18 protein-coding genes are annotated in these 26,148 nt (G+C 65.9%); 11 read left to right on the plus strand and 7 right to left on the minus strand.

Annotated features, from left to right (window positions below; all coding sequences use genetic code 11):
* Nucleotides 1-10: 10 nt before the first annotated feature.
* Complete coding sequence (gene recJ, locus V6M87_RS05905; RefSeq protein ID WP_332875783.1) at nt 11-1,660, minus strand: single-stranded-DNA-specific exonuclease RecJ; 1,650 nt, start codon at nt 1,658-1,660, stop codon at nt 11-13.
* Nucleotides 1,661-1,704: 44 nt separating this feature from the next.
* A complete protein-coding gene (locus V6M87_RS05910) occupies nt 1,705-2,709 on the minus strand; it encodes a hypothetical protein (protein ID WP_332875667.1) in 1,005 nt (334 codons plus the stop codon).
* Between the two features lie 128 nt (nt 2,710-2,837).
* On the opposite strand from V6M87_RS05910, the gene V6M87_RS05915 reads away from it, so the two are divergent.
* The 3 genes from V6M87_RS05915 to V6M87_RS05925 are packed head-to-tail and all read left to right on the plus strand — an operon-like array spanning nt 2,838 to nt 5,610.
* Complete coding sequence (locus tag V6M87_RS05915) at nt 2,838-4,103, plus strand: lipoprotein-releasing ABC transporter permease subunit (RefSeq protein WP_332875668.1); 1,266 nt, start codon at nt 2,838-2,840, stop codon at nt 4,101-4,103.
* Nucleotides 4,096-4,797: a lipoprotein-releasing ABC transporter ATP-binding protein LolD gene (gene lolD / locus V6M87_RS05920; protein ID WP_332875669.1), complete on the plus strand. Its 702-nt coding sequence runs from the start codon at nt 4,096-4,098 to the stop codon at nt 4,795-4,797. Before V6M87_RS05915 ends, lolD begins: the two co-directional genes overlap by 8 nt.
* A 3-nt stretch (nt 4,798-4,800) precedes the next feature.
* On the plus strand, nt 4,801-5,610 hold the full coding sequence (locus tag V6M87_RS05925; protein ID WP_332875670.1) for a TatD family hydrolase: 810 nt from the start codon (nt 4,801-4,803) through the stop codon (nt 5,608-5,610).
* Here the strand turns inward: V6M87_RS05925 and V6M87_RS05930 are convergent.
* The 4 genes from V6M87_RS05930 to V6M87_RS05945 are packed head-to-tail and all read right to left on the minus strand — an operon-like array spanning nt 5,596 to nt 11,729.
* Entirely contained in the window at nt 5,596-8,790 is a 3,195-nt protein-coding gene (locus tag V6M87_RS05930; RefSeq protein WP_332875671.1) for a CHAT domain-containing tetratricopeptide repeat protein, read from the minus strand. The genes V6M87_RS05925 and V6M87_RS05930 overlap by 15 nt on opposite strands.
* On the minus strand, nt 8,787-10,526 hold the full coding sequence (locus tag V6M87_RS05935) for a caspase family protein (protein ID WP_332875672.1): 1,740 nt from the start codon (nt 10,524-10,526) through the stop codon (nt 8,787-8,789). Before V6M87_RS05935 ends, V6M87_RS05930 begins: the two co-directional genes overlap by 4 nt.
* Complete coding sequence (locus tag V6M87_RS05940; RefSeq protein ID WP_332875673.1) at nt 10,526-11,137, minus strand: hypothetical protein; 612 nt, start codon at nt 11,135-11,137, stop codon at nt 10,526-10,528. Before V6M87_RS05940 ends, V6M87_RS05935 begins: the two co-directional genes overlap by 1 nt.
* Nucleotides 11,130-11,729: an RNA polymerase sigma factor gene (locus tag V6M87_RS05945; RefSeq protein ID WP_332875674.1), complete on the minus strand. Its 600-nt coding sequence runs from the start codon at nt 11,727-11,729 to the stop codon at nt 11,130-11,132. The genes V6M87_RS05940 and V6M87_RS05945 overlap by 8 nt, the downstream gene beginning before the upstream one ends.
* 191 nt (nt 11,730-11,920) lie before the next feature.
* On the opposite strand from V6M87_RS05945, the gene V6M87_RS05950 reads away from it, so the two are divergent.
* The 8 genes from V6M87_RS05950 (at nt 11,921) to V6M87_RS05985 (ending at nt 24,510) form a co-directional block, all read left to right on the plus strand.
* A complete protein-coding gene (locus V6M87_RS05950; RefSeq protein ID WP_332875675.1) occupies nt 11,921-12,721 on the plus strand; it encodes a hypothetical protein in 801 nt (266 codons plus the stop codon).
* A 32-nt stretch (nt 12,722-12,753) separates the two neighbouring features.
* Nucleotides 12,754-13,503 (plus strand): hypothetical protein, encoded by a 750-nt coding sequence (locus tag V6M87_RS05955; RefSeq protein WP_332875676.1) that lies wholly within the window; start codon nt 12,754-12,756, stop codon nt 13,501-13,503.
* A 38-nt stretch (nt 13,504-13,541) separates the two neighbouring features.
* Nucleotides 13,542-13,955: a hypothetical protein gene (locus tag V6M87_RS05960; protein ID WP_332875677.1), complete on the plus strand. Its 414-nt coding sequence runs from the start codon at nt 13,542-13,544 to the stop codon at nt 13,953-13,955.
* Between the two features lie 306 nt (nt 13,956-14,261).
* A complete protein-coding gene (locus tag V6M87_RS05965) occupies nt 14,262-17,000 on the plus strand; it encodes a type VI secretion system Vgr family protein (RefSeq protein WP_332875678.1) in 2,739 nt (912 codons plus the stop codon).
* Nucleotides 16,997-18,682 (plus strand): esterase/lipase family protein, encoded by a 1,686-nt coding sequence (locus V6M87_RS05970; protein WP_332875679.1) that lies wholly within the window; start codon nt 16,997-16,999, stop codon nt 18,680-18,682. The genes V6M87_RS05965 and V6M87_RS05970 overlap by 4 nt, the downstream gene beginning before the upstream one ends.
* Before the next feature lie 187 nt (nt 18,683-18,869).
* On the plus strand, nt 18,870-20,588 hold the full coding sequence (locus V6M87_RS05975; RefSeq protein WP_332875680.1) for a T6SS immunity protein Tli4 family protein: 1,719 nt from the start codon (nt 18,870-18,872) through the stop codon (nt 20,586-20,588).
* A 13-nt stretch (nt 20,589-20,601) separates the two neighbouring features.
* Nucleotides 20,602-22,953 carry a DNA internalization-related competence protein ComEC/Rec2 gene (locus V6M87_RS05980; protein ID WP_332875784.1) on the plus strand — a complete coding sequence of 784 codons (2,352 nt, stop codon included), beginning with the start codon at nt 20,602-20,604 and terminating at the stop codon, nt 22,951-22,953.
* 93 nt (nt 22,954-23,046) lie between these two features.
* Nucleotides 23,047-24,510: a B-box zinc finger protein gene (locus tag V6M87_RS05985; protein WP_332875681.1), complete on the plus strand. Its 1,464-nt coding sequence runs from the start codon at nt 23,047-23,049 to the stop codon at nt 24,508-24,510.
* Here the strand turns inward: V6M87_RS05985 and V6M87_RS05990 are convergent.
* A complete protein-coding gene (locus V6M87_RS05990) occupies nt 24,483-25,952 on the minus strand; it encodes a rhomboid family intramembrane serine protease (RefSeq protein ID WP_332875682.1) in 1,470 nt (489 codons plus the stop codon). The two genes, V6M87_RS05985 and V6M87_RS05990, sit on opposite strands and share 28 nt — an antisense overlap.
* Nucleotides 25,953-26,148: the final 196 nt, after the last annotated feature.

Consider the following 26,148-nt stretch of genomic DNA (forward strand, 5'->3'; position numbering starts at 1 on the left):
CGTGCGCGGCTCAAGCCGGCTCGGCGTGCTCCACCAGCAATTGCACCTTGGTGACGCCGTTGTACTCATTCGCGTCGAGCCGGAACGCCACCCGCGCCCGCTCGCCCATGGCGTCGGTGTGCCCGAACCAGATCGCGTCGTAGCGCTTGCCGTTCTTTTCCAGCAGCAGCTTGAGATGCCGATCCTTCAAAATGCGCTGGCTGACCACCCGGAATTCGTCGCAGAACACGGGCGGCGCGAACCCTTGCCCCCAGACCTGGCCGGCCATCAGCTCGATAAAATCGTTGGTGTAGTAGGCGTCTTCCAGCGGGCCGTCGGTTTCCACGATGCGCTCCAGTTGCGCCTCGGTCAGCCACGCTTTGCCAACCGCCTCGAAGGCGGCCGCAAAGCTGTCGAACGCCTCGGCGCGCATGGTCAGGCCGGCTGCCATCGCGTGGCCGCCGAACTTGTCGATCAGGCCCGGCACCTGTTTCGACACCAGGTCGAGCGCGTCGCGCAGGTGAAAGCCCGGAATCGAGCGGCCCGAACCCTTGATCCAGCCATCCTGGCCCGGCGCGAACGTGATCGTCGGCCGGAAGAATTTTTCTTTCAGGCGCGAGGCGACGATGCCGATCACGCCCTGGTGCCAGCCGGCGTCGAACACGGCAATTGTGCTGCTGGCGGTCGGCTGGAAATCGTCCAGGTGCAGCAGGGCGGTGTCCTGCATCTCCGCCTCGATCTCGCGCCGCTTCAGATTGATCTCGTTGAGCTGCTGGGCAATGGCCCAGGCGCGCCCTTCGTCGTCGGTAACCAGGCATTCGATCCCCAGCGACATGTCGTCCAGCCGTCCGGCGGCGTTCAGGCGCGGGCCGAGTGCAAAGCCCAGGTCGAACGGTGACGCCGTACGCGACTCGCGTCCGGCCACCCGGAACAGGGCGGCCACGCCCGGGTGCATGCGGCCAGCGCGCATGCGCTTGATGCCCTGTGCAACCAGGATGCGGTTATTGGCGTCGAGTTTCACGACGTCGGCGACCGTTCCCAGCGCCACCAGGTCGAGCAAATGATCGAGTTTCGGCTGGGTGGCCGCATCGAACACGCCGCGTCGGCGCAATTCGGCGCGTAGGGCCAGCAGCACATAGAACACCACGCCGACCCCGGCCAGGTGTTTACTTGGAAAACCGCATTCGGGCTGGTTCGGGTTGACGATCACGCGCGCCGCCGGCAGGGTGGCGGCCGGCAAGTGATGGTCGGTGATGACGACGTCGATGCCACGCCGGTTCGCCTCCGCCACGCCGTCGATGCTGGCGATGCCATTGTCGACCGTGATGATGATGTCGGGGTTCTTCTCGCGCGCGGTCAGTTCGACGATCTCGGGCGTGAGGCCATAGCCATACTCAAAACGGTTCGGCACAATGAAGTCGACCTGCGCCCCCATTGCGCGCAGGCCGCGCAGGGCCACGGCGCAGGCGGTGGCGCCGTCGCAGTCGTAGTCGGCGACGATGGTCATCTTCTTGTGGGCGGCAATCGCGTCGGCCAGATACACGGCGGCCTGGTCGATGTGGCGCAGGCCGGCCGGGGCGATCAGCGCTGACAGCTCGGAAGACAATTCACGCACGTCGAGCAGGCCGCGCGAGGCGAAGACGCGCGCCAGCACGGGGTGCACGCCGCCTTGGCGCAGCATCTCGGTGGTGCGGACGGAACAGGGGCGAATACTGATACGGGTTTTCAAATGAGGCTGTCCAGGGTGATGCGGCGCCAGAATTTACGTTGCGCCATGGGGGTGGTGGTGAGGTCAAACAGGGCGGTCCGGCGCGACAGGACCAGGCGTACCGATTTGACCTTGGCGGCCGCCAGAAGTGCCAGGGTGGGCGCGAACAGCGTGTTTTCAAGCTGGTGCATGGCGTCCAGCCAGCTGGACCATTCGCCGGCCAGGCCCGGGCCGGTGAGGGCGCCGCACACCAGCAGGGCGTTGTCGTCGCCGGCGAGGATGGCGCCCGGATCGGTCAAGACCTGCTGCGCCATCGCCTGCAGCCAGCCCGGCACGCCGCATACCGTCATGGCTTTATTTGCCTGCGCACTGCCGCCGCCCCACGGCCAGATGGCGTTCACTGGCGCCAGCCCACGCTGCGCACGCGCCGTGTTGACCGGATGCTCGAACCACAGCATTTGCACTTCGTTCTGCAGGCGCCGGAACGCGCGCGCCTCGGCGCCGGCCGGCATCGCGTCGCCCAGGTTCATGCCCAGCACGGCGTCCGGCGACGAGGTGTCCAACTGATCCCAGCCGGCCGCACGCAGGAACCAGGTCTGTGCGTCGCCGTACAGGAGCGTGTGGCCGAGTTCCGTGAACAATGGCAGGGCGCAGTCGAACAGAGTACGGGCGTCAATGTCCTGCAATTGCAGCTTGCGCAAGTCGTGCAGCGCCAGGTGGCTGCGCGCGATTTCGATGTGGGCCGGATGCAGGATCAGCCAGCCACCGGCCGACGCATCGAGCCCGAAGCCGCGCATGGCGGCGGCCGCGAACGCCGCATGGGCGTTCGACAGCGCCAGTTCGCGCGCCAGCCACAGCTCGTGCGGGAGCGCGCGCGCATCGTCGTCGAAGGTGGTGCTGGCATGGGTGGCCGGGCGCGACAGCAGCGCCGCCAGCGCCGGCGCCTGCAGGGCGCGCACCAGGTCGGCGGCAAGTTCGGGAGGCGGGAGAGCAAACGGTAAAACGAGCGTCAATTGATTCATGCCGCCATTGTAAGTGAAATGGCACACCGTCCTGTTCATTCTATTCTGGCAACACTGTCAAGGTCGAGCGTTGTGTGGCACACTGCGGGGTCAGATTTTCTTCGCTTATTTTTTTGTTCCTGGAGCCCATGAGCATCATCGCAAAATTGCCGTATGAATGGCTGGTCGGCCTGCGCTACACGCGCGCCGGCAAGCGCAGCGGCCGCAATAGTTTTATATCGTTTATTTCGCTGATCTCCGTCTCCGGCATCGCGCTGGGGGTGGCCGCGCTGATCGTGGTGCTCTCGGTGATGAACGGTTTTCAGAAGGAAGTGACCGACCGCATGCTGTCGGTGCTGGCGCACATCGAAGTGTTCGACGCGAGCGGCGGCATGCCGAACTGGGAAGCGGCCGAGAAGGAAGCGTTCCAGAATCCGCAGGTGCGCGGCGCCGCCCCCTTCGTCGAAACCCAGGGTTTGTTATTGCGCGACGACGTGATGCGCCCGGCCATCGTGCGTGGCGTGCTGCCTGAAAAGGAAGCGGCCGTCTCCGATATCGGGCGCCAGGTCAAGCACGGTTCGTTCGCCTCGCTGCAGCCCGGCACCTTCAACATCATGCTCGGCTACGCGCTGGCCAATTCGCTCGGCGTGGGCATCGGCGACAAGGTCACCATGCTGCTCGCGCAAGGCCAGGCCACCCCGGCCGGCGTGCTGCCGCGCACCCGCACGTTTACCGTCTCGGCCATCTTCGAAGCGGGCCACTATGAATTCGATTCGGGGCTGGCCTTCATTGCACTCGAAGACGCCGAAAAACTCGAGCGCCTGACTGCGCCATCGGGCCTGCGCCTGCGCATCGCCGACATGCACCAGGCGCCGGAAGTGGCGCTGCAGCTGAAGAAAACCATGTCCGGTACATTGATCATGCGCGACTGGTCGAAGCTCAATGCGAACTGGTTCGCGGCCGTGCAGACCGAGAAAAAAATGATGTTCATCATCCTGACCCTGATCATTGCGGTGGCCGCGTTTAACCTGGTCTCGACGCTGGTCATGACCGTCACCGAAAAGCAGGCCGACATTGCCATCTTGCGCACCCTTGGTTCCTCGCCGCGCTCGATTCAAAAAATCTTCATGATCCAGGGCGCGCTGGTGGGGATCATGGGCACCATGCTGGGCGTCGGCTTCGGCGTGCTGGTGGCCCTGAACGTCGACGTCATCGTGCCGTTCATCGAACACCTGCTGGGCGTGCAGTTCCTGTCGAAAGATATTTACTTTATCAGCTCGGTGCCGTCCGACCTGCGCTGGCCCGATGTCTTCAAAATTGGCGGCCTGGCCGTGATCATGGCGTTTCTCGCCACCATTTATCCTAGTTACTCGGCGTCCCGCGTCAAACCGGCGGAGGCCCTGCGTTATGAATGACCTGTCCAAATCTCTGGTACTGACCTGCACGGGTCTCGGCAAAACCTTCCGCGAAGGCGACTACGCCGTGCAAGTGCTGGCGCAAGTGAACTTTGCCATTTCGCGCGGCGAAAGGGTCGCCATCGTCGGCGCCTCCGGCTCGGGCAAATCGACGCTGCTGCATTTGCTGGGCGGGCTCGATACGCCGAGCACCGGCAGCGTCACGCTGTTGGGCGAAGATTTTGCGACCTTGTCGGAGAAGCGCCGCGGCGACCTGCGCAACGCCTCGCTCGGCTTCGTCTACCAGTTCCACCACCTGCTGCCGGAATTCTCGGCGCTGGACAATGTCGCCATGCCGCTCCTGATCCGGCGCGTGGGACGCGAACAGGCCAATCTGCGCGCCGAAGCGATGCTCAAACGCGTGGGCCTGTCGCAGCGCGCGATTCACCGTCCGGGTGAACTGTCCGGCGGCGAACGCCAGCGCGTGGCCCTGGCGCGCGCGCTGGTCACGGAGCCGGCCTGCGTGCTGGCCGACGAACCGACCGGTAACCTCGACAGCGCCACGGCCCAGATCATTTTCGACCTGATGCTGGAATTGTCGCAGTCGCTCGGCACCGCCTTCGTCATCGTCACCCACGACATCGACCTGGCGCGCCGCTGCGACCGCGTGCTGCGGCTGACCGAACACGGTTTGCAGCCAGCCGAACTCGTATAAAACATGTGGATCGACACCCACTGCCACCTGGACGCGCACGAATTCGTCGGCGCTGACGGCGGGCCCTCCGGGGTAGGGCAGCGCGCCGCCGTGCAGGGCGTGTCGATGATCGTCATCCCCGCCGTCGAGCGCGGCAATTTTGCGGACGTGGCGCACATCGCCGCCAACACGCCGAACGCCTGCTACGCGCTCGGCATCCACCCGATGTGCGTGCCGCAGGCAACGGATGACGACCTCGACCTGCTGCGTGACCTGGCGCAGGCGTCCTTGTCCGATCCGCGTTTCGTGGCAATTGGTGAAGTGGGACTCGATTATTTCATCCCGCTGTTGTGCGAGCCGGACATGCGCGCCAAGCAGGAACGCTTTTTTCGGGCGCAGCTGCGTATCGCGCGCGACCTCGGCCTGCCGGTCCTGACCCACGTGCGCCGCTCGCAGGATCAGGTATTGAAACACCTGCGCCAGATCACGCCGCCGTCCGGCATCGCCCATGCCTTCAACGGCAGCTTCCAGCAGGCGCAAACGTTTATCGACCTGGGTTTTCACCTGGGCTTCGGCGGCGCCTTCACTTTTACGCGCGCCCTGCAAATCCGGCGCCTGGCCACCCAATTGCCGCTTGCGTCCATCGTCATGGAAACGGATGCGCCCGACATCTCTCCGGCCTGGGTGCATCCGGCGCGCAACAGCCCGGAGAACTTGCCGGCAATCGGCGTGGCGCTGGCCCAATTGCGTGACATCGACGCGCGCGAGGTGGCCGCCGTCTCGACCGCCAATGCCCTGGCCGCCATACCGCGCCTTGCGTCAATTACCCAGTAACATGAATCCGGCCCAGTAGAACGGGTGGCCCGCGATGCGCGCGCCCTGTGTGCCGAGCGGACGCAGGCCGCGTGTCCCGGCGCCGGCCCGGGCCGGGTTGCGGATCTGGTGCAACTGGGCCAGGCGCAGAGCGGCGCCGTGGTTCTCGCCACGCGCCAGCGCCTGGTAAAAATCGGTCATCAACGTGGCAGTCGAACGGTCCGACACCCGCCACAGGCTGGCCAGCACATGGCGCGCGCCGCGCTCGCGCGCCAGCCAGGCCAGGCTGGCCAGCTCGCGGCCGTTGGCGTCGACGCCGGCCGGGACGGCCGTTTCGCAGGCCGACAGCGTCAGCAGGTCAAGCCCGTCGAAGCGAAACCGCTCTTGCGCCAGATCGGTCAAGCTCAAACGTTCTCCATTGCCCAGCAGCAGATAAGAATCGTCGCCACGGCCTGAGCGCAGCACGAAGTGGCCGGCGATGTGGACCATGCTGGCCTGTTGCAGGCCCTGTGCCAGGTTCGCTGCCGTGAAACGGGCGTCCAGGTAGCTGCGGTGCGGGATGCGCCCGCTACCGGCCACTGCCAGCAATTCGCTGGCCACGTACGGCAAGGCCGGCAAGTCGCCACTGGCCTGGCTCTGGCCGAACAAGGCCAGCGAGAGCGGGCGCGCCGGCGCTACCTTGCCCGCGCCACTGGCCAGCTGGACCGGCAAGCGCTCCACCAGATAGCCGCGCCCGTCGTGCAGCATCGCGAACGGCACATAGCGCAGTGCGCCGCCGAGCGACAACGTCAGACTGCGCGCCTGTGCCAGTTCGGCCTGCACCGGCCCGACCAGCAATGTGTACAGGCGCCCGGCCGCTGCGCGCGGATCCTGGCCCGGGTCTTGCGCCGTGCGGCGCAGCAGCGCGATCTGGCGCACCAGCGCCGCTTCATCGATGGCGCGGCTCACCACGCGCACCGTTGCGCCCTGCTGGACCACGATGCGCAGGCGCCCGGCGCCGACCAAATAGGTCAAATGCAGCTGGCCGGGCGCCAGTGTGGTGCGGCGCGGCAGCGGCTTCGGCTCGGCTGCCGACGCTGCGACCGGCACGCTGGCGGCAAACAGCCCGGTGGCCTGGTCGATCAACGCGGCCAGGGTCGCTTGTGCCGACGCCACCAGGGCCGCACCGCCTGGCACGCCCCGGGCTTGCTGCGCGCGCGCGTCGGCCAGCGCCGCGGCGGCCGCTTGCAGGGCAAGCGTGCGCTCTGCGAGGCTGTGACGCGCTGATTCTTCGGCCTGCTCGAAGTCGATTTGCGCCACGCGGGCATCCTGTGCCGGGGCGCCATCGGCGCCGCGCAGCAGCTCGTGAAATTCGTTTTCCTCGACCAGCGCGAGCACGGTTTCGGCCTCGCCGATGCGGCGCCGGTCCAGCAACTGGTCGACCAGTTGCTGGTAGGCCGACTTCTGCAAGTGAATAAAACTGTGCTGCTGTTCGGTTGGCAAGCCAACGATGTTTTCACGCGCCGATTGCAGCGCATTGACGGCCTGCTTGCCGAAGAAGACCGCCTGCGCGCCGGCATCGAGCACGCTCAACTGGGCGCTGGCGCGCGCTTGCAGCAGCGTGGCGCGATTGGCCAGGGCGATGGCCAGCGCGCGCGCACTTTGCTGGCGCGCCAGCGTGGTATGTGAAGCGCGCGCGTTCAGGGCAGCGGTATCGAGCAAGGCGCTGGCGTAGTCCGGATGGGCGCGCCCGCGCTGCTGCGCCAGCGCTTCGGCCAGGGCGGCGCTTTCAGCGGCCAGGCTGGCCAGTTGCGCCGTGTCCTGGCCGGGCGCGTCGGCGCGCACGGCGAGCAAGGCAAGCTGGACTAAAAATAAACCATTCGTGACCGGTTCCGGCGTGGCGGCGACGCGCCGTTCAAGTGCCACCAGCGCGGTTTCTGCGTCCTGCTGGCGGCCCAGTGCGCGCAGGGCCTGGGCGGCGAGCATGCCGGCGGCCCGTTCGTCGCCGGGCATTTCGCCGTCGGTGGCGCGGGCTAGCGCGGCGGCTTGTTCGGCGTCCTGCAGCGCAGCGTCCGGCTGGCCCAGGGCCAGCAGGATGCGTGCATGATTGATCTGGTGTGTCACGCACGAGGCGGCGATGCGGCCCGGCATCGCGCGGCAGGCGGCCAGCGCAGCCTGGGATGCCTGTGCTGCGCGGCCGAGCCGGTTGTTGGCCAGCTGGGCCTGCGCCAGGTCTTGCCAGGCATTGATGGTTTGCGCATTCTGTTCGCCCAGGACGGCGCGCCGGATCGCCAGCACCTGCTCCGCCTCGGCGGCTGCCTGCCTTGCTTCACCCAGGCGCAGGTGGATGCTGCCCACCCCCGCCAGCGCGTAGCTGGCGGCGAGCGACTGGGCACCGTCGCGCCGCACGGCACTGGCCAGGCCGGCTTCGGCAAATGCCAGGGCGGAGACATCGTTGCCGGCCGCCGTGTGCCAGATCGCCAGATCCCTGGTGCTGGTCTGGGTTTCGGTGCGGTCCTGGCCAAAGGCGGCGAGACGGATCTGGTAAGCGCGCTCCAGGTAGACATGGCTTTCGGGCAGCTTGCCCTGTCTTAGCAGCAACATGCCCACGTCGCGCATGCCCCAGGCGTGGTCGGTACTGTCGGTACCGGACGTCTTTTCCCAGATATCCATGGCTTGCCGGGCGTAGACCAGCCCGCGCGCGTATTCGCGCGTCTGCAGGGCGATGCCGGACATGTTGGACAGGCTGGTGCCGTAGGAACTGGAGGTGGCGCCGGCCAGTTGCGCCTTGGCCTGCAGGGCGACATCGCCCCATTTCCAGGCCAGGTCGAAGCGGCTCGACGAGCGATATAGATACATCATCTCGGCCGGGTAATACATGCGCTCGCGCCCCGGGTCGCCGTCGGGCTGCGCACTGGCGTCGATGGCCTGGCGCAGCGCCCAGCCTTCCAGCAGCACTGCTTCGCTTTCGGGATAGCGGTGCAGGACGTCCAGCACCTTGCCATAGGCGAGCAGGCTGGCCGAGATGCCGCTCCGGTCGGCGGCGGCGCGGCACAGCGCCAGCGCCTGCTCGAACGGGGCCACGGCATCCTGGTAGCGTTCCTGCTCGACGGCAAGGTCGCCGCTGTCGATCAGCGCCGCCGCCGCCTGCAGGCAGGTGGCGTGCGCCAGGCCGGCCGCCATGGCCAGCGCCAGGAACAAGCTGCAGGCCGGGCCCCTCATGGCGTGCGCCCGACCACGCGCCAGCTGATGCGCGCCACCTGCGCCTGGTCGGCGTTGCGCCCCGATGCCAGCGCCGCCCCACGGTCGGCGGACGCATCGCGCAGGGCGTCGAACAGGGCGAAGCGGCGCGGCATGGCGCCGCTGGCAGCAGGTGCGGCGACCAGCACCAGCCATTCCGGGGCGTCGCCTGCACCGTGCGCGGTCAGCTCGAAGTCGCGCTCGAACGGGAGCGCTTGTGCAGGCATGCGGTTGCTGTCGCCTTCGAACGGCGGAAACACGCGCGTCGCCGGCCCGCGCAAGGGCAGGTGCACGATGCCCAGGTCGACCGAGCTTGCGCTGGCGTTGTCGACCAGCACGTGCAGGCGCGTGCCGGCCGGCAGGTCGCCCAGGTCGCGGTCAGTGAACGGCAGGCTCACGGCCGGGCGGCCCGGCCTGGCGATTTCGATGCGGGCCTGCAGCAGCGGCGGCGCCGCCGCGGTGGGCGGCAGCGCCAGCACCTGCGCGAGACTGGCGGCGCGGGTGCGCAGGCGCGCCAGTTCGGCGCCCGGCACGCGCAGCCGCAGCGCGCTGCGACCGGGCAGCAGTACGTTCACGGCACCGGCGCCGGCGCCAGTCACGACGGGGTCCTGCGGCGCGGCGATGCGGCTGGCCCAGCCATCGACCGGCTCGCTGCCGGCCGCTGCATCGAGCCGGGCTTCACCCCAGTTGACGGCAGCGACTTGCCAGACGGCGCCGCCGCGTACCAGGCGGTCGCCCACCCGCAAGCCATCGAGCCGCCCGTAGGGCAGCAACCAGCCGCGTGCATCGCGCTGCACCGGCCACACCAGCGCCGCATTCGCGGCACGCCACAACGGTTGGTCCAGCGCGCCGGCATACACCGGTGACGGGCGTGCGCTGGCCGGCAACTGTTGCGCGTCGAGGGCCTGCCGATAATACTGGTTGGCAGCGGCTGCCCACGCCATGTAGCTCGCTGGCTGGTCCTGCAGTCCGGCCACCATGGCGCGCGTAAAAATGCCGCGCGCCTGGCCGGGGTAGTCGCTGGCCAGCGCTTCGGCGCTGCGTTGCTGCGGCTCGGCGGCGTAGAAGCCCACGAACAGCGGGCGCGCGCCCGGCGCCGGGCCGGCCTGGCTGGGCTGGCGCGCGCTGTGCAGGGCCGGTGCGCGGGCTTCGCTGGCCATCCCGCGCCAGACCAGGCCGGCCTCGCCACGGGTGCCGCCGGCCGCATAACAACTGTCGAACAGGGCGACCACTTGCACGCCGCGCGCGGCCAGGGTGTCGATGGCCCGGCCGATATCGTTGCTGCCGACCGTGCCGGCGAGTTGCCGGGTGACCGGGTCGATGCGGGCGTCGCCGGCCAGCAGGCGCACCTGCTGGCCGGCCGGCGTTTGCCACAGGCCGGCTGGCCCGGGCATCAGCAAGCCGTGCCCGGACCAGTACAGCACCAGCACATCGCCCGCCTGCAGCGTGGCGCCGGCACGCGCCAGTTGCGCCAGGATGGCAGCGCGGCTCGGCGCCGCCGCGCCGGCCACACCATCGGCCAGGGTGACGACGTGCTCCGGCGCAAAGCCTTGCGCCAGCAGCGCAGCGCGCATCGCCGGAACATCGTGGCGCGGACCTTCGAGCCAGGCGCTGCGCGGCAATGCCGGCACGCTGGACACCCCGATCAACAAGGCGTGGCGCTCGGCGGCGCCGGCCACGGCGCCCACCAGCAAGAGTAGCAGCCAGGCGCGCCGCATCACGGCTGGACGGGCGCTGCCGGGCTGGCGTCGCGCACCACGGCGCTGGCACGCAACAATGGCAGTGCAGCCGCGGGATCGTCGGCCTGCACCAGGTAGGCATGGCGGCCCCCGGGACCCGCGACCAGGCGCGCGCCGGCCTGTGCCAGTACTGCCTCGACCTGGGCCAGCGTGGCGCCATCATGGAAGCGCACGCGCAGGTTGGCGGCCGGGGCGGCGACCGTAAAGGGGGCAGCGCGCCAGGCCACGGCTGGCGCCGCGGGGTGCGCCAGCATCCAGCCCTGCACGACACAGACGGCGGCCAGGCTGGCCATCGTGCCAAAGGCCAGCACCGGCGCGGCGCGCATGTCGAGCAGGCGGCGCCACCATGGCGCGCGCGGCGCAGGTGCGCTGGCGGCCATGCGGCGGCGCAGTTCGGCCAGCCCGTGCGCGCTGTCCATCGTGTCCATTTCATGTGCGACACCCTGGCGCAGGTCTGCCATGGCGGCGGCCTGCTGCTGCCACGTGCGATCGTTTTCCAGCAGAACGGCGATGTGGCGCCCATCTTCGCCCGTCACGTGGCCATTGAGGTAGTCGGGCAAGCGTTCGAGCAGGCGTTGTTGTTCATTCATGGCGGCCACCTTCCTGTACGAACCAGCGTTCGAGGCACTGGCGTAAATTGAGCCGCCCGTGAAACAGGCGGGTCTTGACGGTGCCTTCGGGGGCATCCTGGATACGGGCGATGTCGAGCACCGACAAGTCTTCCAGCGCCCACAGGGTCAGGCTTTCGCGCTGCAAGGGATTCTTCAGGCGGCGCAGGCAGTTCATCACCGCGGCACTGCGCTGCGCCTGTTCCTGCACCGCCTGCAGACTGGGCGCCGGCGCGATGTGCGCATCCTCATCGCCCAGCGGATCGTGCAGGCCGGCGCGCCTGGCGTGGCTGCGGATGTGCGAAACGGCCTTGTTGCGCGTGATCGTCAACAGCCAGGTGGCAAAGCTGACCCGGCCGTCGTAACTGAGCGGGGCGCGCCACACATCGTGAAACACATCGACCGTGATTTCATCGGCGATGGCGTCGGCATCGAGGCCGCAGCGTAGTAACTGGCTGCGCGCGAACAGGCGCACCTTGCGCGACCAGTCGCGGTACAGCGTGTCCATGGCGCGCTGATCGCCACCGGCCATGGCCGCCAGCAATTCGCTGGGCGCAACCGTTTGCCTGCTCATGTGGAAATTGTGTTCATTCCAAAGATTATAGCGTCGGGTAATGATGTCCAGAGAACAAAAAATGCCCAAAACGACAACATCGAAAATATTTTCTAAAAAACAAAAATAAATTGAACCTGACGCCCTCGACCTGCGAACAACATGGTGCAGGCTGCGCTGGCAGTCGACCAACTGAAGAGGAAAACATCGTCATGAAAAATCGCGGCAAGATTTTGCGGGATACCAACGCCGGCCCCGGGTTGCTGAGCATCGCGCTGGAGCAGTATCCGTTCACCCTCGAACACCACTGGAAATCGGATGTGCCGCCGAAGGTCGGCATGGTGGTCGAGGTGGCGCTCGATGCCAGCGGCGCCGTGCTGACGGCGACGCCGGTGGCCGAGTCGCAACTGGCCAAGGAACAGGCCGAGCAAGCCATGAAGGCGGCCAAAGCGCGCGGCGGCATACTGGCCGCAGGTCTGGTGGCGCGCTTCGGGGTGCCGACGCTGGCGGCAATGGCGGCCCTGGTGGTCGGCTGGTTTGTGCTCAACACGGTGTGGATCCAGGTCTCGTCCGGCTACGGCGTCGGCATGTCGTTCTGGGCCATCCTGGGCGTGGTCAATTCGCCCAACGGGACCATGGCCGCGCTCAACGGCGGCGGCGGCAGCAGTGGTCTGTATGGTTTTCTGTGCATCGTCGCGCTGCTGGCGCCGTTGACGCCGCAGGTCTGGTCGGATCGGCGCGCGCATCTGGGTGGCTTGCTGCCGCTGGCGTTCATGCTGCTGGTCGCCTACATGGTCTACCACGGCGTCAGCGACGGCATGCAACAGGCGCGCGGGCTGGCCGGCGGCCTCGGTGACGCCAGCACCCGGCGCATGGTCGACGAGATGGGCCAGGAAATGCTGCGCGCGGCGCTGCAAGCCATCTCGATTGGCGCCGGCGCCTACCTGGCGCTGCTTGCCAGCTTGTACCTGGCCGCAAAGGGTGTCATCAAATTTCTCGTCGCCAAAGCTTGAACTGGCCTTTCTATCTTTTATACAGGAACACTATGACCATCTCACCACGTCACTTTCCCGCTGCCGGCTTGCTGGCCCTCGCATTGCTGGCCGGCTGCGGCGATAAATCCAAGGCGCCGGACGCTGCCGCTGCGACGCCCAACCTGAACGACGCCGCCAGCCCCGAGCTCGCTGCCAGCAAGGTCAAGGAACAGGCCAAGGCTGCCTTGCCGAAGGGCGATCCGGCCACCCCGGCGTCGCGTTACCTCGATGTCGACAGCGGCAACCAGCTGATGTTCGCCTACCTGGGCGTGGCCGGCATGCCGATCGACTACAACGAAGTGGCAACCAGCTATTCGCGCGACTTTGCCGGCGCGTCCGACGAGTTCAAGAAAAACGATTTGCTCAAGGCGCTGAAAGTGAAGATCGACGCTGGCGTGGCGCAGGCGGCGCAGCAGCGTTACGTCAAGCTGGACATTGCCAGCCCGGTAGAGAAATACGATTTCGAGAAAAAGGGTTTTCCGCTCGATTCATCGGTCTGGGAAAAAGGCGCGTATCGCTATTTTGGCGACAACAGCAGCTACAAGATCGGTTTTAACAATGGCGCCGGCTTCCGCTACCTGAATGTACCGGACGAGGACAAGGCCCGCGTGATCGAGGCGATGCGCAGCAAGTATGAAGCGATGCACCTGGTGGTGTACGCCTACGTGCAGGATGCCGACGTCAGCAAGAAAGTGGTGCAGGCGCAAATTCTTAAAATTGAATTGGCCGACAAGCAAGGCAACGTGCTGGCCGCGCAATAAGGTCCCGACTGGTTTAACAACATCGACGAAGGTATTTCATGAATCAATATATGGTTACCGCAGCATTGGCATGTCTTGCCATTGCGACGGTCGCATGCAGCAAGAAGGACATGACGCCGGGTGAAGTTTCCAGGCAATTCCTGGTCGACTTATCGACGGCGGATATCGACGCTGCCCAATCACGACTCGGACCGGCACTCAGGTCGCGTTTCCTGGAAAAGCCCGCACTGGCAAAAAGCGCTGCAGCAGAGCGCAAATTGAGCGTCGAGAAATGCGGCGGGTACAAGGACATTACGCCCAGTTTTAACGTGACGCCGGAACAGACGACGGTGGAAGGCTACTCGTTGCTGGAATATAAAGGCGGTTGTCCTTCGGAAAAACAATATGTACGGTTGAACAAAAACGAGGGCAATTGGTTGATCGTCGAATTCGGTCCACTCGTCAAGCTGTGATTGCTCTCCCATGCGCGCTGATGGCCAGGATGCCATTGCGCTGGCTCGAACGATCATCGCGTAGCGACGGAACCTCCCGGAATCGCGCAGGTCACGTCCAAACCGGACCGTATTGCATTTGCCGCACGCGCGCAGCACGTCGTGTTGATCGACATTCAAACCGGCCCGAACCCGCAGCGCTGCGGCTTGCCGCGCTGGCGCACGACTGTGCCGCCGCAAAGTTGTACGTATCCACGGGTGCCACCATTCTCGCCACGTCATCGAGCCCACCGGCGCGGGAGAACAGAAGTGGACAGTGCGAGAGAATTGCTAGAAGTTTTGCGGCGCGAAAAATCACTGAGCACGGCCAACCGGCCGTTGCGCCTGCGCCTGCATCATCCCGAAGGCATCCTCGACGATGTGCTGCTGGCCCAGCGCATCACGGGCGATGAATCGATCTGCGGCGGCATCCACTACCGCGTGGCCTGCCTGGCCAGCACGCCATTGCTGGCATTGAAGGAACTCATCGCGCTGCCGGCGCAGATCGATTTCGTGACCGACCGCGGTCACTTGCGCAGCATCTGCGGCATCGTCACCGAAGCACGCGCGGGCGACTGCGACGGTGGCCTGGCCACCTACCACCTGGTGCTGCGCGATGCCATGGCCATCATGGAAAAGCGCATCAACAGCCGCATCTTCCGCTTTCAAAGCGAGCTCGATATCGTGCAGACGCTGTTCGACGAATGGCGTCGTGGCAACGCCGTGCTGGGCGGCGCGTTCGATTATGCCTTCGACCCCCTGTTCGACCGGCGCCTGTTCCCGCCGCGCGAGCAGACCATGCAGTACAACGAAAGCGACGCCCATTTCATTGCGCGCCTGCTGCGCCGGCGCGGCGTGTCGTGGTACGTGCGGCCCGGTAACAGCCGGCATGGCGCGTGCGCCGTGCCGGCCCACACCATCGTGCTGTTCACCGACGCGCGCCGCCTGCCGCAAAATGCCGCCGGTACCGTACGTTATCACCGCGACCACGCCACCGAACAGCGCGACACCATTACCTCCTGGAGCGCGGCGCGCGCGCTGCAGCCCGGCAGCGCCACGCGCCACAGCTGGGACTACAAGAATCCGCAGGCCGGCGCCTTCATGAGCGCCAGCGCGCGCAGCATGGGTGACCAGGGCGTGCGCGGCAACGAACTTGCGGCAAGCCTGGACGACTACCAGGTCGACATGCCGCACGTGGGCGTCGACGTCGACGACCATTGGCGCCTCGGCCAGCTGCGCATCAGCCGCCACGAATACCTGGCCAAGTGTTTTTATGGCGAAGGCAGCGTGCGCGATTTTTGCGCCGGCGAATATTTTACGCTGACCGGGCATCCGGAGATCGACCAGCATGCGCAGGACGCGCGCGAGTTCGTCATCACCGAGCTCCACATCGATGCGCGCAACAACCTGCCGCCTGAACTGCATGCGCGCGCCGAACGCCTGCTGCACGGCGAGAACGGCAACAGCGCGCCGATCGCCGGCGCCATGCGCGTCCACGTGACCTTCTCGGCGGTGCGGCGCGGCGTGCCGATCGTGCCCGCATTCGATCCCGCCACCGATCTGCCGCATCCGCAACTGCAAAGCGCGATCGTCGTCGGGCCCGCCAACGAGGAAGTCCATTGCGATGCGCTGGGCCGCATCAAGATCCGTTTTCCCGGCATGCGCGCCGTCGACCACGAGCACGCGCACGGCGCCGGCGCCTCGGGCACACCTTGCGATTCGGCCTGGGTGCGCGTTGCCTCCAACTGGGCCGGCAGCAGCAGCGGCATCCACCAGCAGGCCGGCAGCCTCAACCTGCCGCGCGTGGGCAGCGAAGTGCTGGTCGCCTTCCTTGGTGGCGACCCGGACAAGCCGATCGTACTATCCCAGCTGTTCAACGGCCACGCTGCGCCGCCGGCCCTCAGCGCGCTGGGCGGTTTGCCCGGTAACCGCTACCTGTCCGGCATGCGCAGCAAGGAGGTCGGCGGCGCGCGCGGCAGCCAGCTGCGCTTCGACGACACGCATGGCCAGATCGGCGTGCAGCTGGCCAGCGACCATGCCCGCTCCGAACTGAACCTGGGCTGGCTCGCGCACCCGCGCGCGGACGGCGCCGCCGACGCGCGCGGGCAGGGCGCCGAGCTGCGCAGCGACCAGGCAGTGGCCGTGCGCGGCGTACATGGCGTGTTGATCAGTGCCGAAGCGGCGAGTGAGGAACAGCTGGCGCGCCCGGGCCTGAGCGGCCTTGCCGACCTGATGCAGGGCGTGCTCGCCGAACTGGAACGCCAGGCCGTCGAACTGGCTGGCGACGAGCAGTGCAAGCCGCGCATGCAGGCGCTGGTCGACAAGCTGAAACGCTGGCAGGACGGTGCCGATTTGTCGCACAGCGAAGCGATCGTCGCTGCCAGCGCCCCGGCCGGGATGATCCTGGCCAGCCAGGACAATCTGGCCCTGGGCGCGGAAACCAAGATTGACGTCGTGTGCAGCGGCGACACCGAAGTGGCGGCGGGCCGGAATGTGTTTCTGCGCGCAGCCAGAGCGCTGAGCCTGTTCGCCTTCGAGCTGGGCATCAAGCTGGTGGCTGCACGCGGGGACGTGGTCGTCAAAACCCACCGCGGCAATGTCCAGATCCGGTCGTCCGGCAAGATCAGCCTGGTGGCGGCCGATGCCATCGAATTCCAGGCGCCCAGTGTCAAAGTGGTGGCGCAGGGCGTGCAGACCGACTGGGGTGACGGCGCCATCATCCAGCAGAGCAGTGGCAGGCACACCATCAGGGCGGCCCGGCTGGACCAGCTCGGCCCGGGCGGCGGCGCGCCGGTGGGCTTGCACCTGCCCGACACGAAACTCGAAACCGACGAGCGCATGGTGGCGATCGACCGCCAGACCGGCTTGCCCGCCAGAGGGCGGCGCTACACCGCGCGCCATGAGGACGGCACAACAATGGAGGGGGTGACCGATGAACAGGGTCGCACCGAAATTTTAACTGCGTATGCGTTCGGTGAGGTTGAATTCAGGCTGCATCCGGAAGACGGTAAAGGAGGCGCCGCATGAGCGAGCCTACCCGCCCGATACGCCAGCCGACCGTGGCGCCGGATGGCACGCTGGTCGCGCGCAGCGTCACCACACCGAAGGCTTTTACCACGCGCGCCCTGGTCACAGTCGGATCGCGCAAGGTGATTCCGGTCATTTTTGTGCCTGGGATTATGGGCAGCAATTTGAAGGCCGGTGGCACGCCGGCACCGCCAAAGGAAACCGGCATCAAGCCGGGCGAGCCGGTGTGGCATGCGCCGAATGGCAGTTACGCCGCCCTGGCGGCGGTGGGGAAATGGACCAACCGCGAGCCAGCACTGCGCCAGAAGATCCTGCGCGCCGAAACCTGCGAAGTTGATCCGGACGGCGAGCTGGCCGTCCCGGACTCGACGCGCGGCCCTGACGAAACGGGCGGCCAGGTGTATCTGTCCAAAGAAGAAATGCGCGAACGTGGCTGGGGCGAGGTCCATGCCGGCAGTTACGCGAAGCTGCTGATGGAACTCGAAAGTCACCTGAATACAACGTTTCGTATGGAGGCACCGAATAAACGCCGCCTGACTAACCACTGGAAGCGCGTCGTCGATTGCGATCGCAGCAAGTGGGGCGTGCGCAGCCTCGATCCGCTCACCGACGCCGAGCTGGAACACTACGCAGCGTATCAGTATCCGGTGTATGCAGTCGGATACAACTGGCTGGGATCCTGCAGCAAGTCGGCCGACCGCCTGCAGCGACGCATTGACGAAATTATTGCGTTCTGGGCGCAGCGCCAGCACGAATGCAGTCGGGTCATTTTAATTACCCATTCGATGGGCGGCCTGGTGGCGCGTGCCTGCGCCAGGCGTATTCCCGAGAAAATCGCCGGAGTCATCCACGGTGCGATGCCGGCGCTGGGCGCGCCGGTGGCGTATCGGCGTATCGCGTGTGGCGTTGAACCATCCAGTCCTGGCAGCGTCGACGGCAACAGTGTCGAAGCTGCGGCCTTTTCGCTGATGCTGGGCCGCACGACCAAAGAAACGACTGCGGCGATGGCAACCTCGCCCGGTGTGCTGGAGCTGTTGCCGAATCACCTTTATCCACGCCCGTGGCTGCATCTGCGCACGGTGCGCACGGAGGGCGGGAAGAAGATATGGCGTGACTGGGTCAATTTGCCGCGTGCGAGTTCGTATGAGATGTATCGCGACACGACGTCCTGGTACCGGTTGATTGATCCAGCGCTCGCCGATCCAGGCGGGCTGTATCGTGAAAGTGGTGTCAACAATGCGATTCGGACTGCACTTGACGATGCTGAGCGTTTCCACGTGGAGGAGCTGAACGACTACTACCATCCCAATACGTACGCTTATTACGGTGCTGACGTGACGCGGCGCACGTTCAGCCGCATCAGTTGGATTGCGGACGATACACCCGCTTGCGGACGCGTCGCGCTCAATCCGGGGGCGGTCGAGCATGGCAAACCGAAGTTACGTGTTCTTGACGGTGGCCGCGTGGTGGATGTCGGTGGGTGCATGTTGACCTTCGTCCCGGATGCACAAGACGCAGCGGGCGATGGTACGGTTCCTGAAGCATCCGGCAAGTGCACCGGCGGCGTACTGAAGCGGCTATTTGCGACACGGGGCTTTAGTCATCAAAAAAGCTACGACCCCGACTTCATGCTGCTGCTGACCCAGCATTTGGTCGTCAAGATCGTCCAGGATGTGAAATGAACGTATTTCAGCAGCGCACTCGTGCACTTGCAGGGCACGCTACCCTCAATTGGCACGCGCACGGCAAGTCGGGTCAGGCCTCATTGTCACCAGTAGAATTGTTTCATCTGTGGAATCATCTGCGATCAAGCCTGTCTGCTTGCGAGCCTGGATTCGACAAAAATAGCGTTTTGGCGCATCGGCGGGGATGCTGCTCTCCGGGCGTGAAATGAAGCAGCATCTAAGGCGTACAACTGTGCGCGTGGTGCTGATTGTTGCGTCGGCGTTCGGTGCGGTGTTGTGGACTGTCGATGCGGTCTGGAGCATGCAGGAACCTAAAAAGGTAACCGACATGAGCAAGCACATGAAAACAGTCTGCGTTGGCCGCTTCCTGGTCGACGTGCCGGCCAATGCGCAAGTATCGTTGAGCAGGGCGTCGGTCGAGGGATTTGATATTGTTAATTTGGGGGCAGAGTCACGGGAGAAATTCTCAGCACGTGTGGCAGCGCGGGAAGCGGAAATCAATGCGCGTAAAAATCGGGCAGGCAAGAAAAACATGGTGTCGGTACGCGATGTGCGCGATGAAGACGTTGACGGCAAGGTATTTGTGTTCGACTTTAGTTCCGGATATTTACTCGAAGATGGCGTCAAGGTGGTGTATTCAAGTGTGGCTGTTGACGGATTCGCACACGTCAATGACACCACGTTCCGATTTCACACCAACGCCTACAAGCCAGAGAATGCGGGCAAGCTGGAGCATCTGTTCAAAAAACTCAAGCCCATCGGCGCTGGCATCGTACCGGTGCACCCAGGTTTTTGCCTCGACGGGGCGCTGCTGCTTGATCCCCTTACAGCCGACCAGGGCGAAAGTATCGTCATGTTCGCTGGTTTGCCTGGCCACGAAGACCTGGGTATTGCGCTGGCGACAATCGCTGGCAAAACGCCTGGCCCCGGCTTGTTGGAGCGCAATGCGGCGAATCGGGCCGGACCTTACGCATTCCTGAATGCATTTCACTCGACGCTGCTCGACGGGCACCGTACGATCGATGGGATGGAAGGAGACGAACTCGCATTCAAGGTTCGCGAGCGCAATTTTTCAACTGGCTATACATTTGAATGGGAAACGCAGGGAACGGAGAACGACCCCCTGCATCCGTTTGTGTCGCTCGAACTGCAAACCGGCATCAGTCCGCGCGCGGGCGGGGAGCCGGTGCAGTCCACCGTGTCTGAGGAATCTCTGGGCGACTTGTGGCGCCGCATGTCGTCGAGCCTGCGCCTGCGTCCGGTCGAGCAGCCGCCCGCCGTGATGGACGCCGACCGGCAACTCGGGCTGGCGCTCGGTACCGTGGCATGGGCTGGCGCACCTTGCCGGCAAAGCGGGTGGTGGCAATGCGGCGAGGCGAGCGCCGACATCGGCGTGTTCGGGGGGGGGCGCCAGTTCCTGCGCGAGGGGGCGGTGATGCCGCAGGCACTGTTGCTGCCCAGACCCTCTATTTGGCAAAAGGTGCGCCGCCTGCAACCGAGTTATGAAACGAGTACACCCACGAGTTGGCGCCTGGCCGACAAGCGCAGGCAGCCAAGGCGCGCACCCGCGGCGGGACTGGTCCAGCCCACGCCCTCCATCGCTGTGCCTGACGAGGAAATGACAATCGTAGCGGTGGGCCGCATCGTACGCAGCGCAGAATCGTGTCCCGCCAGCGGCTGGTGGGGTTGCGTCGACGCCGACGCGCTCGATACAACCCGCTGGTTTGCGCGCGGTGTCGTGCTGCCGCCGGCGACTTACCGCTTGACCGGCGGCGGTCTGAAACCCCGTCCCGGCGACGAGCAATTGATCGTGCGTCAGGCCGGCTGGCAACTGATGCGACTGGCGCAGACGGTGCCGCAACATGCCGGCCCAGCCCCTGCTGGCGCTGGCGCGCTGGTCTGACTGCCGCCAGCGCATGCGTTGCGCCATCCTTGGATTCACCCTTGGCGCGACGCTGCTCCAAACGTGCGCGAGCTTGCCGAGCGCTAAAGTCGCGGCAGCGTTGACCGCCTGCGCGGCGCTGCTGCTGGCCTGGCGCCGCTTTCCCGTCGTGCAGTTCTTCAGCGGTGCCGGCTTCGGCCTGTGCTGGGCCGCGCTGCTGGCCAGCCTGGCGCTGGCGCCGCAACTGGCCCGGGTCGACGAAGGCCGCGACCTGACCCTGGTCGGCACCATCGACAGCCTGCCGTATGCGTTCGCGCAGGGCGTGCGCTTCAACTTTGCGGTCGAACGGGTCATCGGCGACGCTGCGCAGGTGCCACCGCGCGTCGCGCTGGGTTGGTATGCGGGCGTCGCCGGCCCGCCCGCCGACATCGAACCCGGCGCGCGCTGGCGCCTGACGGTGCGCCTGCAGCGCCCGCACGGCAACGCCAATCCCGGTGGATTCGACTACGAAGCCTGGCTGCTCGAACAGGGCGTGCGCGCCACCGGCTACGTGCGGCCCGCCGCCGGTGACCGCCGCCTCGACGCCTTCGTACCGCGGTTCGGCAGCGTCGTCGAACGCAGCCGTGCGCTGCTGCGCGCGCGCATCCTGCAGACGCTGGCCGGCAAGCCATATGCCGGCGTGATGGTGGCGCTGGTGATCGGTGACCAGCGCGGCATCGCGCAATCGGACTGGGACGTGTTCAACCGCACCGGGATCGGCCACCTGGTCTCGATCTCCGGCCTGCACATCACGATGGTGGCAGGTCTGGCGGCACTGGTGGCGTCGTTCCTGTGGCGCCGCTCGTTCTTCATGGCCGCCCAGCTGCCGCTGCTGCTGCCGGCCCAGAAAGTGGCGGCCCTGGCGGGTGCGGCCGTCGCCGTGCTGTACGTGCTGCTGGCCGGCTTCGGCATCCCGGCGCAGCGCACGCTGTACATGATCCTCGTGCTCGCCGTGGCGCTATGGAGCGGGCGCATCGCCGCTGTCAGCCACGTGCTCTGCGCCGCGCTCGGCGTGGTCGTGCTGCTCGACCCGTGGGCGCCACTGTGGCCAGGATTCTGGCTCTCGTTCGGTGCGGTTGCGGCGATCCTGTTCGCCGGCACCGGCCGCGTGCGCGCCGCTGGCGCCGGCTGGCGCGCGACCCTGCGCGCCGCAGCGCACACCCAGTACGTCGTGACGCTGGCGCTGGCGCCGCTGACCATGCTGCTGTTTGCCCAGGTGTCGCTGGCCAGTCCGCTGGCCAATGCGATCGCCATCCCGCTGGTCAGCTTTGTCGTGACGCCGCTGGCGCTACTCGGCAGCCTGGCGCCAGCGCCGCTGTCAACCGGCCTGCTGCTGTCCGCGCATGGGGTGGTGCAGGGCATGGCGGTTCTGCTGGAAGGGCTGAGCGGCTTGCGCTGGGCGGTCTGGCGTGCCCCGGCAGCCGGTCCATGGACCTGCGCGCTGGCCATCTTCGGGGTGCTGTGGATGCTGGCGCCGCGCGGCTGGCCGCTGCGCTGGAGCGGGCTGGTGGCGTGGCTGCCCCTGATGGCGCAACTGCCCACGCATCCGGCCACCGGCACCTTCACCGTCACCGCATTCGACGTCGGCCAGGGCATGGCGCTGCTGGTCGAAACGGCCGGCCACCGCCTGCTGTACGACACCGGGCCGGTGTATTCGCCGGACTCGAATGGCGGCAGCCGCGTGATTCTGCCCTACCTGCGCGCGCGCGGCATCGCTCATCTGGACGGCATCGTCATCTCGCACAGCGACACCGACCACGTCGGCGGCGCCCTGGCGCTGCTGCAGGCGGTGCGGGTCGACTGGGTGGCCTCGTCGCTGTGGCCGCAGCACCCGGTGGCGCAGGCGGCGCGCCGCCATGTGCATTGCGTTGCCGGGCAGCGCTGGCACTGGGATGGCATCGACTTCGCGATGCTGCACCCGCAGTCGGACAGCTACACCGACCCCGGCGTCAAGGCGAACGCGAAGAGTTGCGTGCTGCGCGTGTCGAACCGGACGCGTGCCATGCTGCTGGCCGGCGACATCGAGGCGCCGCAGGAGGCGCTGCTTCTGCTGGGTGACGCGCGCCTGGCCGCCGACGTCCTGCTGGCGCCGCACCACGGCAGCGGCACCTCGTCCACTGCGGCGTTCCTGCAGGCGGTCCATCCGCAGGTAGCCGTGTTCCAGGTTGGCTGGCGCAATCGTTACCGGCATCCGAAGCCGATTGTGTACGAACGCTACGGCGCGCTCGGCATCGACCGGATGCGCACCGACGAGGCAGGCGCCGTGAGGATCGAGTTCGGCGCGGCGGTCGAGGCTGCGTCGTGGCGCGCCGAGCACGCGCGCTACTGGCATGCCCTAGGGTACTAAATATTTGCGTGGCTTAACATTGCTAAAAATAAATAGTACTATCAGCAAGTTGAATGTTGATGACACTTGATTACTCAGGCAGAAAGCGAATTCGTGGCAAAAGACCATTGTGTGTATCACGCGGAAAAAGCCGCAAACTGGAATTGCGTTTCGTGCGGCACGCTGCTGTGCCAGGAATGCTTCCCGGCCGCGCCCGACCCCGCGCGCGCGCCGTACTGTGCCCTGTGCGGCGGGAATATGCACCATCTTGGCGTGGCCAACTCGCTGCCGCCGTTCTGGTCGCGCACGCCCCGTTTCTTTGCGTATCCGTTCGCCCCGAACGGCGCCATCTTTCTGGCCTTGCTGGCGGTCCTCACCATTGCATCGGCCAAGCTGTTCAGCACGTCGAGCCTGATAATCTTGTTGCCGATATTTATTACCGTGTCGCTGGTCATCCGGCAGGGCTTGCGGGTGATCGAATTTTGCAGCCAGGGCAGATCGCGCCCGCCCAGCATCGCCGAGTTATTCGACGGTAATCCGACCACGCTCAAAATGCTGGGCCTGATGCTCGCCTACGGCATGCTGGTGGGCGCGCTGGGCCGCTTCGGGTGGTTCGGGATCGGCGCGATCGTCTGTGTCTCGCTGCTGCTACCGGCCAGCATCATGCTGCTGGCGATCCACGGCACGCTGCGCGACGCGCTCGATCCGATCCAGCTCCTGCAACTGGCGGCGCGCACGGGCTGGTCGTATCTCGGCCTGGTGCTGTTGTTGATCGTCACCGCACAGGGGCCGCAGCAAGCCATTGCCCTGATCCCTGCCGCGACGCTCACCTATCTGGCGCAGCACAGTCCCCAGGTGCTGCTGGCGATGCTGGTCGTCAGTACCGCCTATTTCAATATGGTGATGGGGGCGATGATGGGCTACCTGCTGTTCCAGCATCACGAGGACCTGGGCATCCGGCCCGACGCCGAGCATGCCGCGGCGCCTGCCGACAAGGGCGCGCTGGAACTTGCGCGGGCGGTGATTCTGGTGCGCGAAGCGCGTTACGAGGATGCGTTGCGGCACATGGGCGGAATGGTGGCCGACTATCCGCACGATCTGCCGGTGCTGGCGTATCACCACAAGCTGCTGTGCGAAACTGGCGCCGAGACCGAGCGCGTGGTGCGCCACACGGAGCGCTATTTGCAGACCCTGCTCGACCAGCAGCGCAAGAGCCGCATGGTCGCCGTGCTGGAGGCTGCGCGCCGGGTCGTGTCGCACTACCAGCCGGCCAGTATCGTCCTGCGCCGCACACTGGCCGAGGAATATTTTTTGCAAAGGCAGTTCAAGCCCGCCATCGCGCTACTCGCCATGCTGCACAAGGAGGCGCCGGCCAGCCCTGACCTGCCGGCAGCCTGTTTTCTGCTGGCGCGCATCTACTCGGAAGGCCTGCGCGACGATGTCAAGGCGGTCATGATCCTCGACTACGTGCTGCAGCATTGTGCCGGCCACGCGATGGCCGACGAGATCGCGCATTACCGCAGCGTGATCCGGGCGCTTGGAAAGAGCGATCAGGCCGGGGCGTGCGCCGCCAGCTGACGGGCTTCTTCCGAATTGGGAAAACGCGCCTGTAACTGCGCCCGGTAGCGCTGCGCGGGGTCCGTCAACGCTGCTTTCGCCGCCAGGTTGGCGGCCGCCTGCAAGACGCGCGGCATGGCGGGGTGCCGGCATTCGAGCACCAGCAGGCGCTCGACCACGAAGCCGAGTGGCTTGATGTGCTCGACCCGCCCCAGGCGCTGCGCCAGCGCGAGCGCCACCGATTCCGTCAGCGCGGGCGCCGCGCCACCGATGCGCGTGTAGTCATGCGCCACTTCTTCGATCAAGGCCTGCAGCGCGGGGTCGCGCGCGGCGTGGCCGGACTGCTTGAACAGGCTGTGCACGACCTGGTGGTAGTCCCGGCTGGCAGGCGAAATCTTGACCACGCCATACCAGCTGCGCCAGGCCCGGGCAGCACGCGGATGGGCCGTCACCAGCGCTGCGGCCGCGTGGCGCGCCGCATCGAACTTCATCGCCACCACCAGTTCCTGGATCTGCGCCAGCGCCGCCTTGAACGGCGCATCGGCGTCGGTCTTCTCGACATAATTGCGGTCGACCTTGAGCCCGACGCGCATCCACAGGGCCAGCAGCACGAAGCCAAACAGCAGCCCGCCTGTATGGGCCCAATGCGCCACCCTGTCAGTGGCATAGTACGCCCCCACCAGTTCATAGCCGACCCAGACCGGAAACATGATCAACGCGGGCGCCCGTAGTTGTCCGGTGAAAAAAATCACGTTGTAGAAAAAGCTGATTTTTTTCACGCCGTACAAGGCGATGTACATGCCCATCAAGCCCGAGACGGCGCCGGACGCGCCCAATACGCTCTGGTCGTTGCCTAGCTCGGAGGCCCAATACAACAAGGTTCCACCCAGCCCGCTGCACACATAGAGCAGCAGGAAGGTGGCGCGCCCGATTGCAATTTCCAGGGCAAAGCCGAACAGGAACAGGAACACCATATTGCCCAGCAGGTGCATGGCGCTGCCATGCAAGAACATATTCGTGATCCACGTGACCGGCCTTGCCTCGCGCGCATTGAATGCATAGGCCCGAGCGCTGACCGTATTGACCAGTGTGTCGAAGTGGCTGCGCCTGGCGCGCCACGCCGGGTCGCCGTCCAGTTCCTTGTGCAAGGCGCGCGCGAAGGCCGGGTCGTAAGCGGCGTGCTGAAATTGCGCATTGCGTTCCCATGCCGCCTGGCGCGCTGGGGCAGGGTCGTCAAGGTCTTGCGCCAGGGAAGCGTCGATGCGCTGCAGGTACGTCAGAAACGGCGCGCGCTCGCGTGCGGCCAGGCCGGATTCTTCATACCAGCGGTAGGAATGTTCCAGCCGCTGCGGATCCTTGCCCTGATAGGCAAAGAAGACAAGCACGTTGATAAAGATGAGCAGAAGGGTGGCTAGCGGCGGATTTCTCCAATCCGGCCGGTTCTCCATGGGAACGATGAGCATCGGGTTTTCCTCAAGCGAAAGCCGCGATCCGCAGGCCAAGTCCGGTTCTTGCGGCGCATGTTTATTGTTTTCAGGCAATCAAAAGCAATCTTACATGCGTTTAGTAAATAAAGGGGGCATACCTACCTTGCACTATTGGTAAGCAGAGTACAGGTCAAGCGAGAAAATCGAACAAAAACAACATATCCGTGAAATT

The sequence above is a fragment of the Massilia sp. S19_KUP03_FR1 genome (assembly GCF_036688685.1).
Lineage (GTDB): Bacteria > Pseudomonadota > Gammaproteobacteria > Burkholderiales > Burkholderiaceae_D > JALYUM01.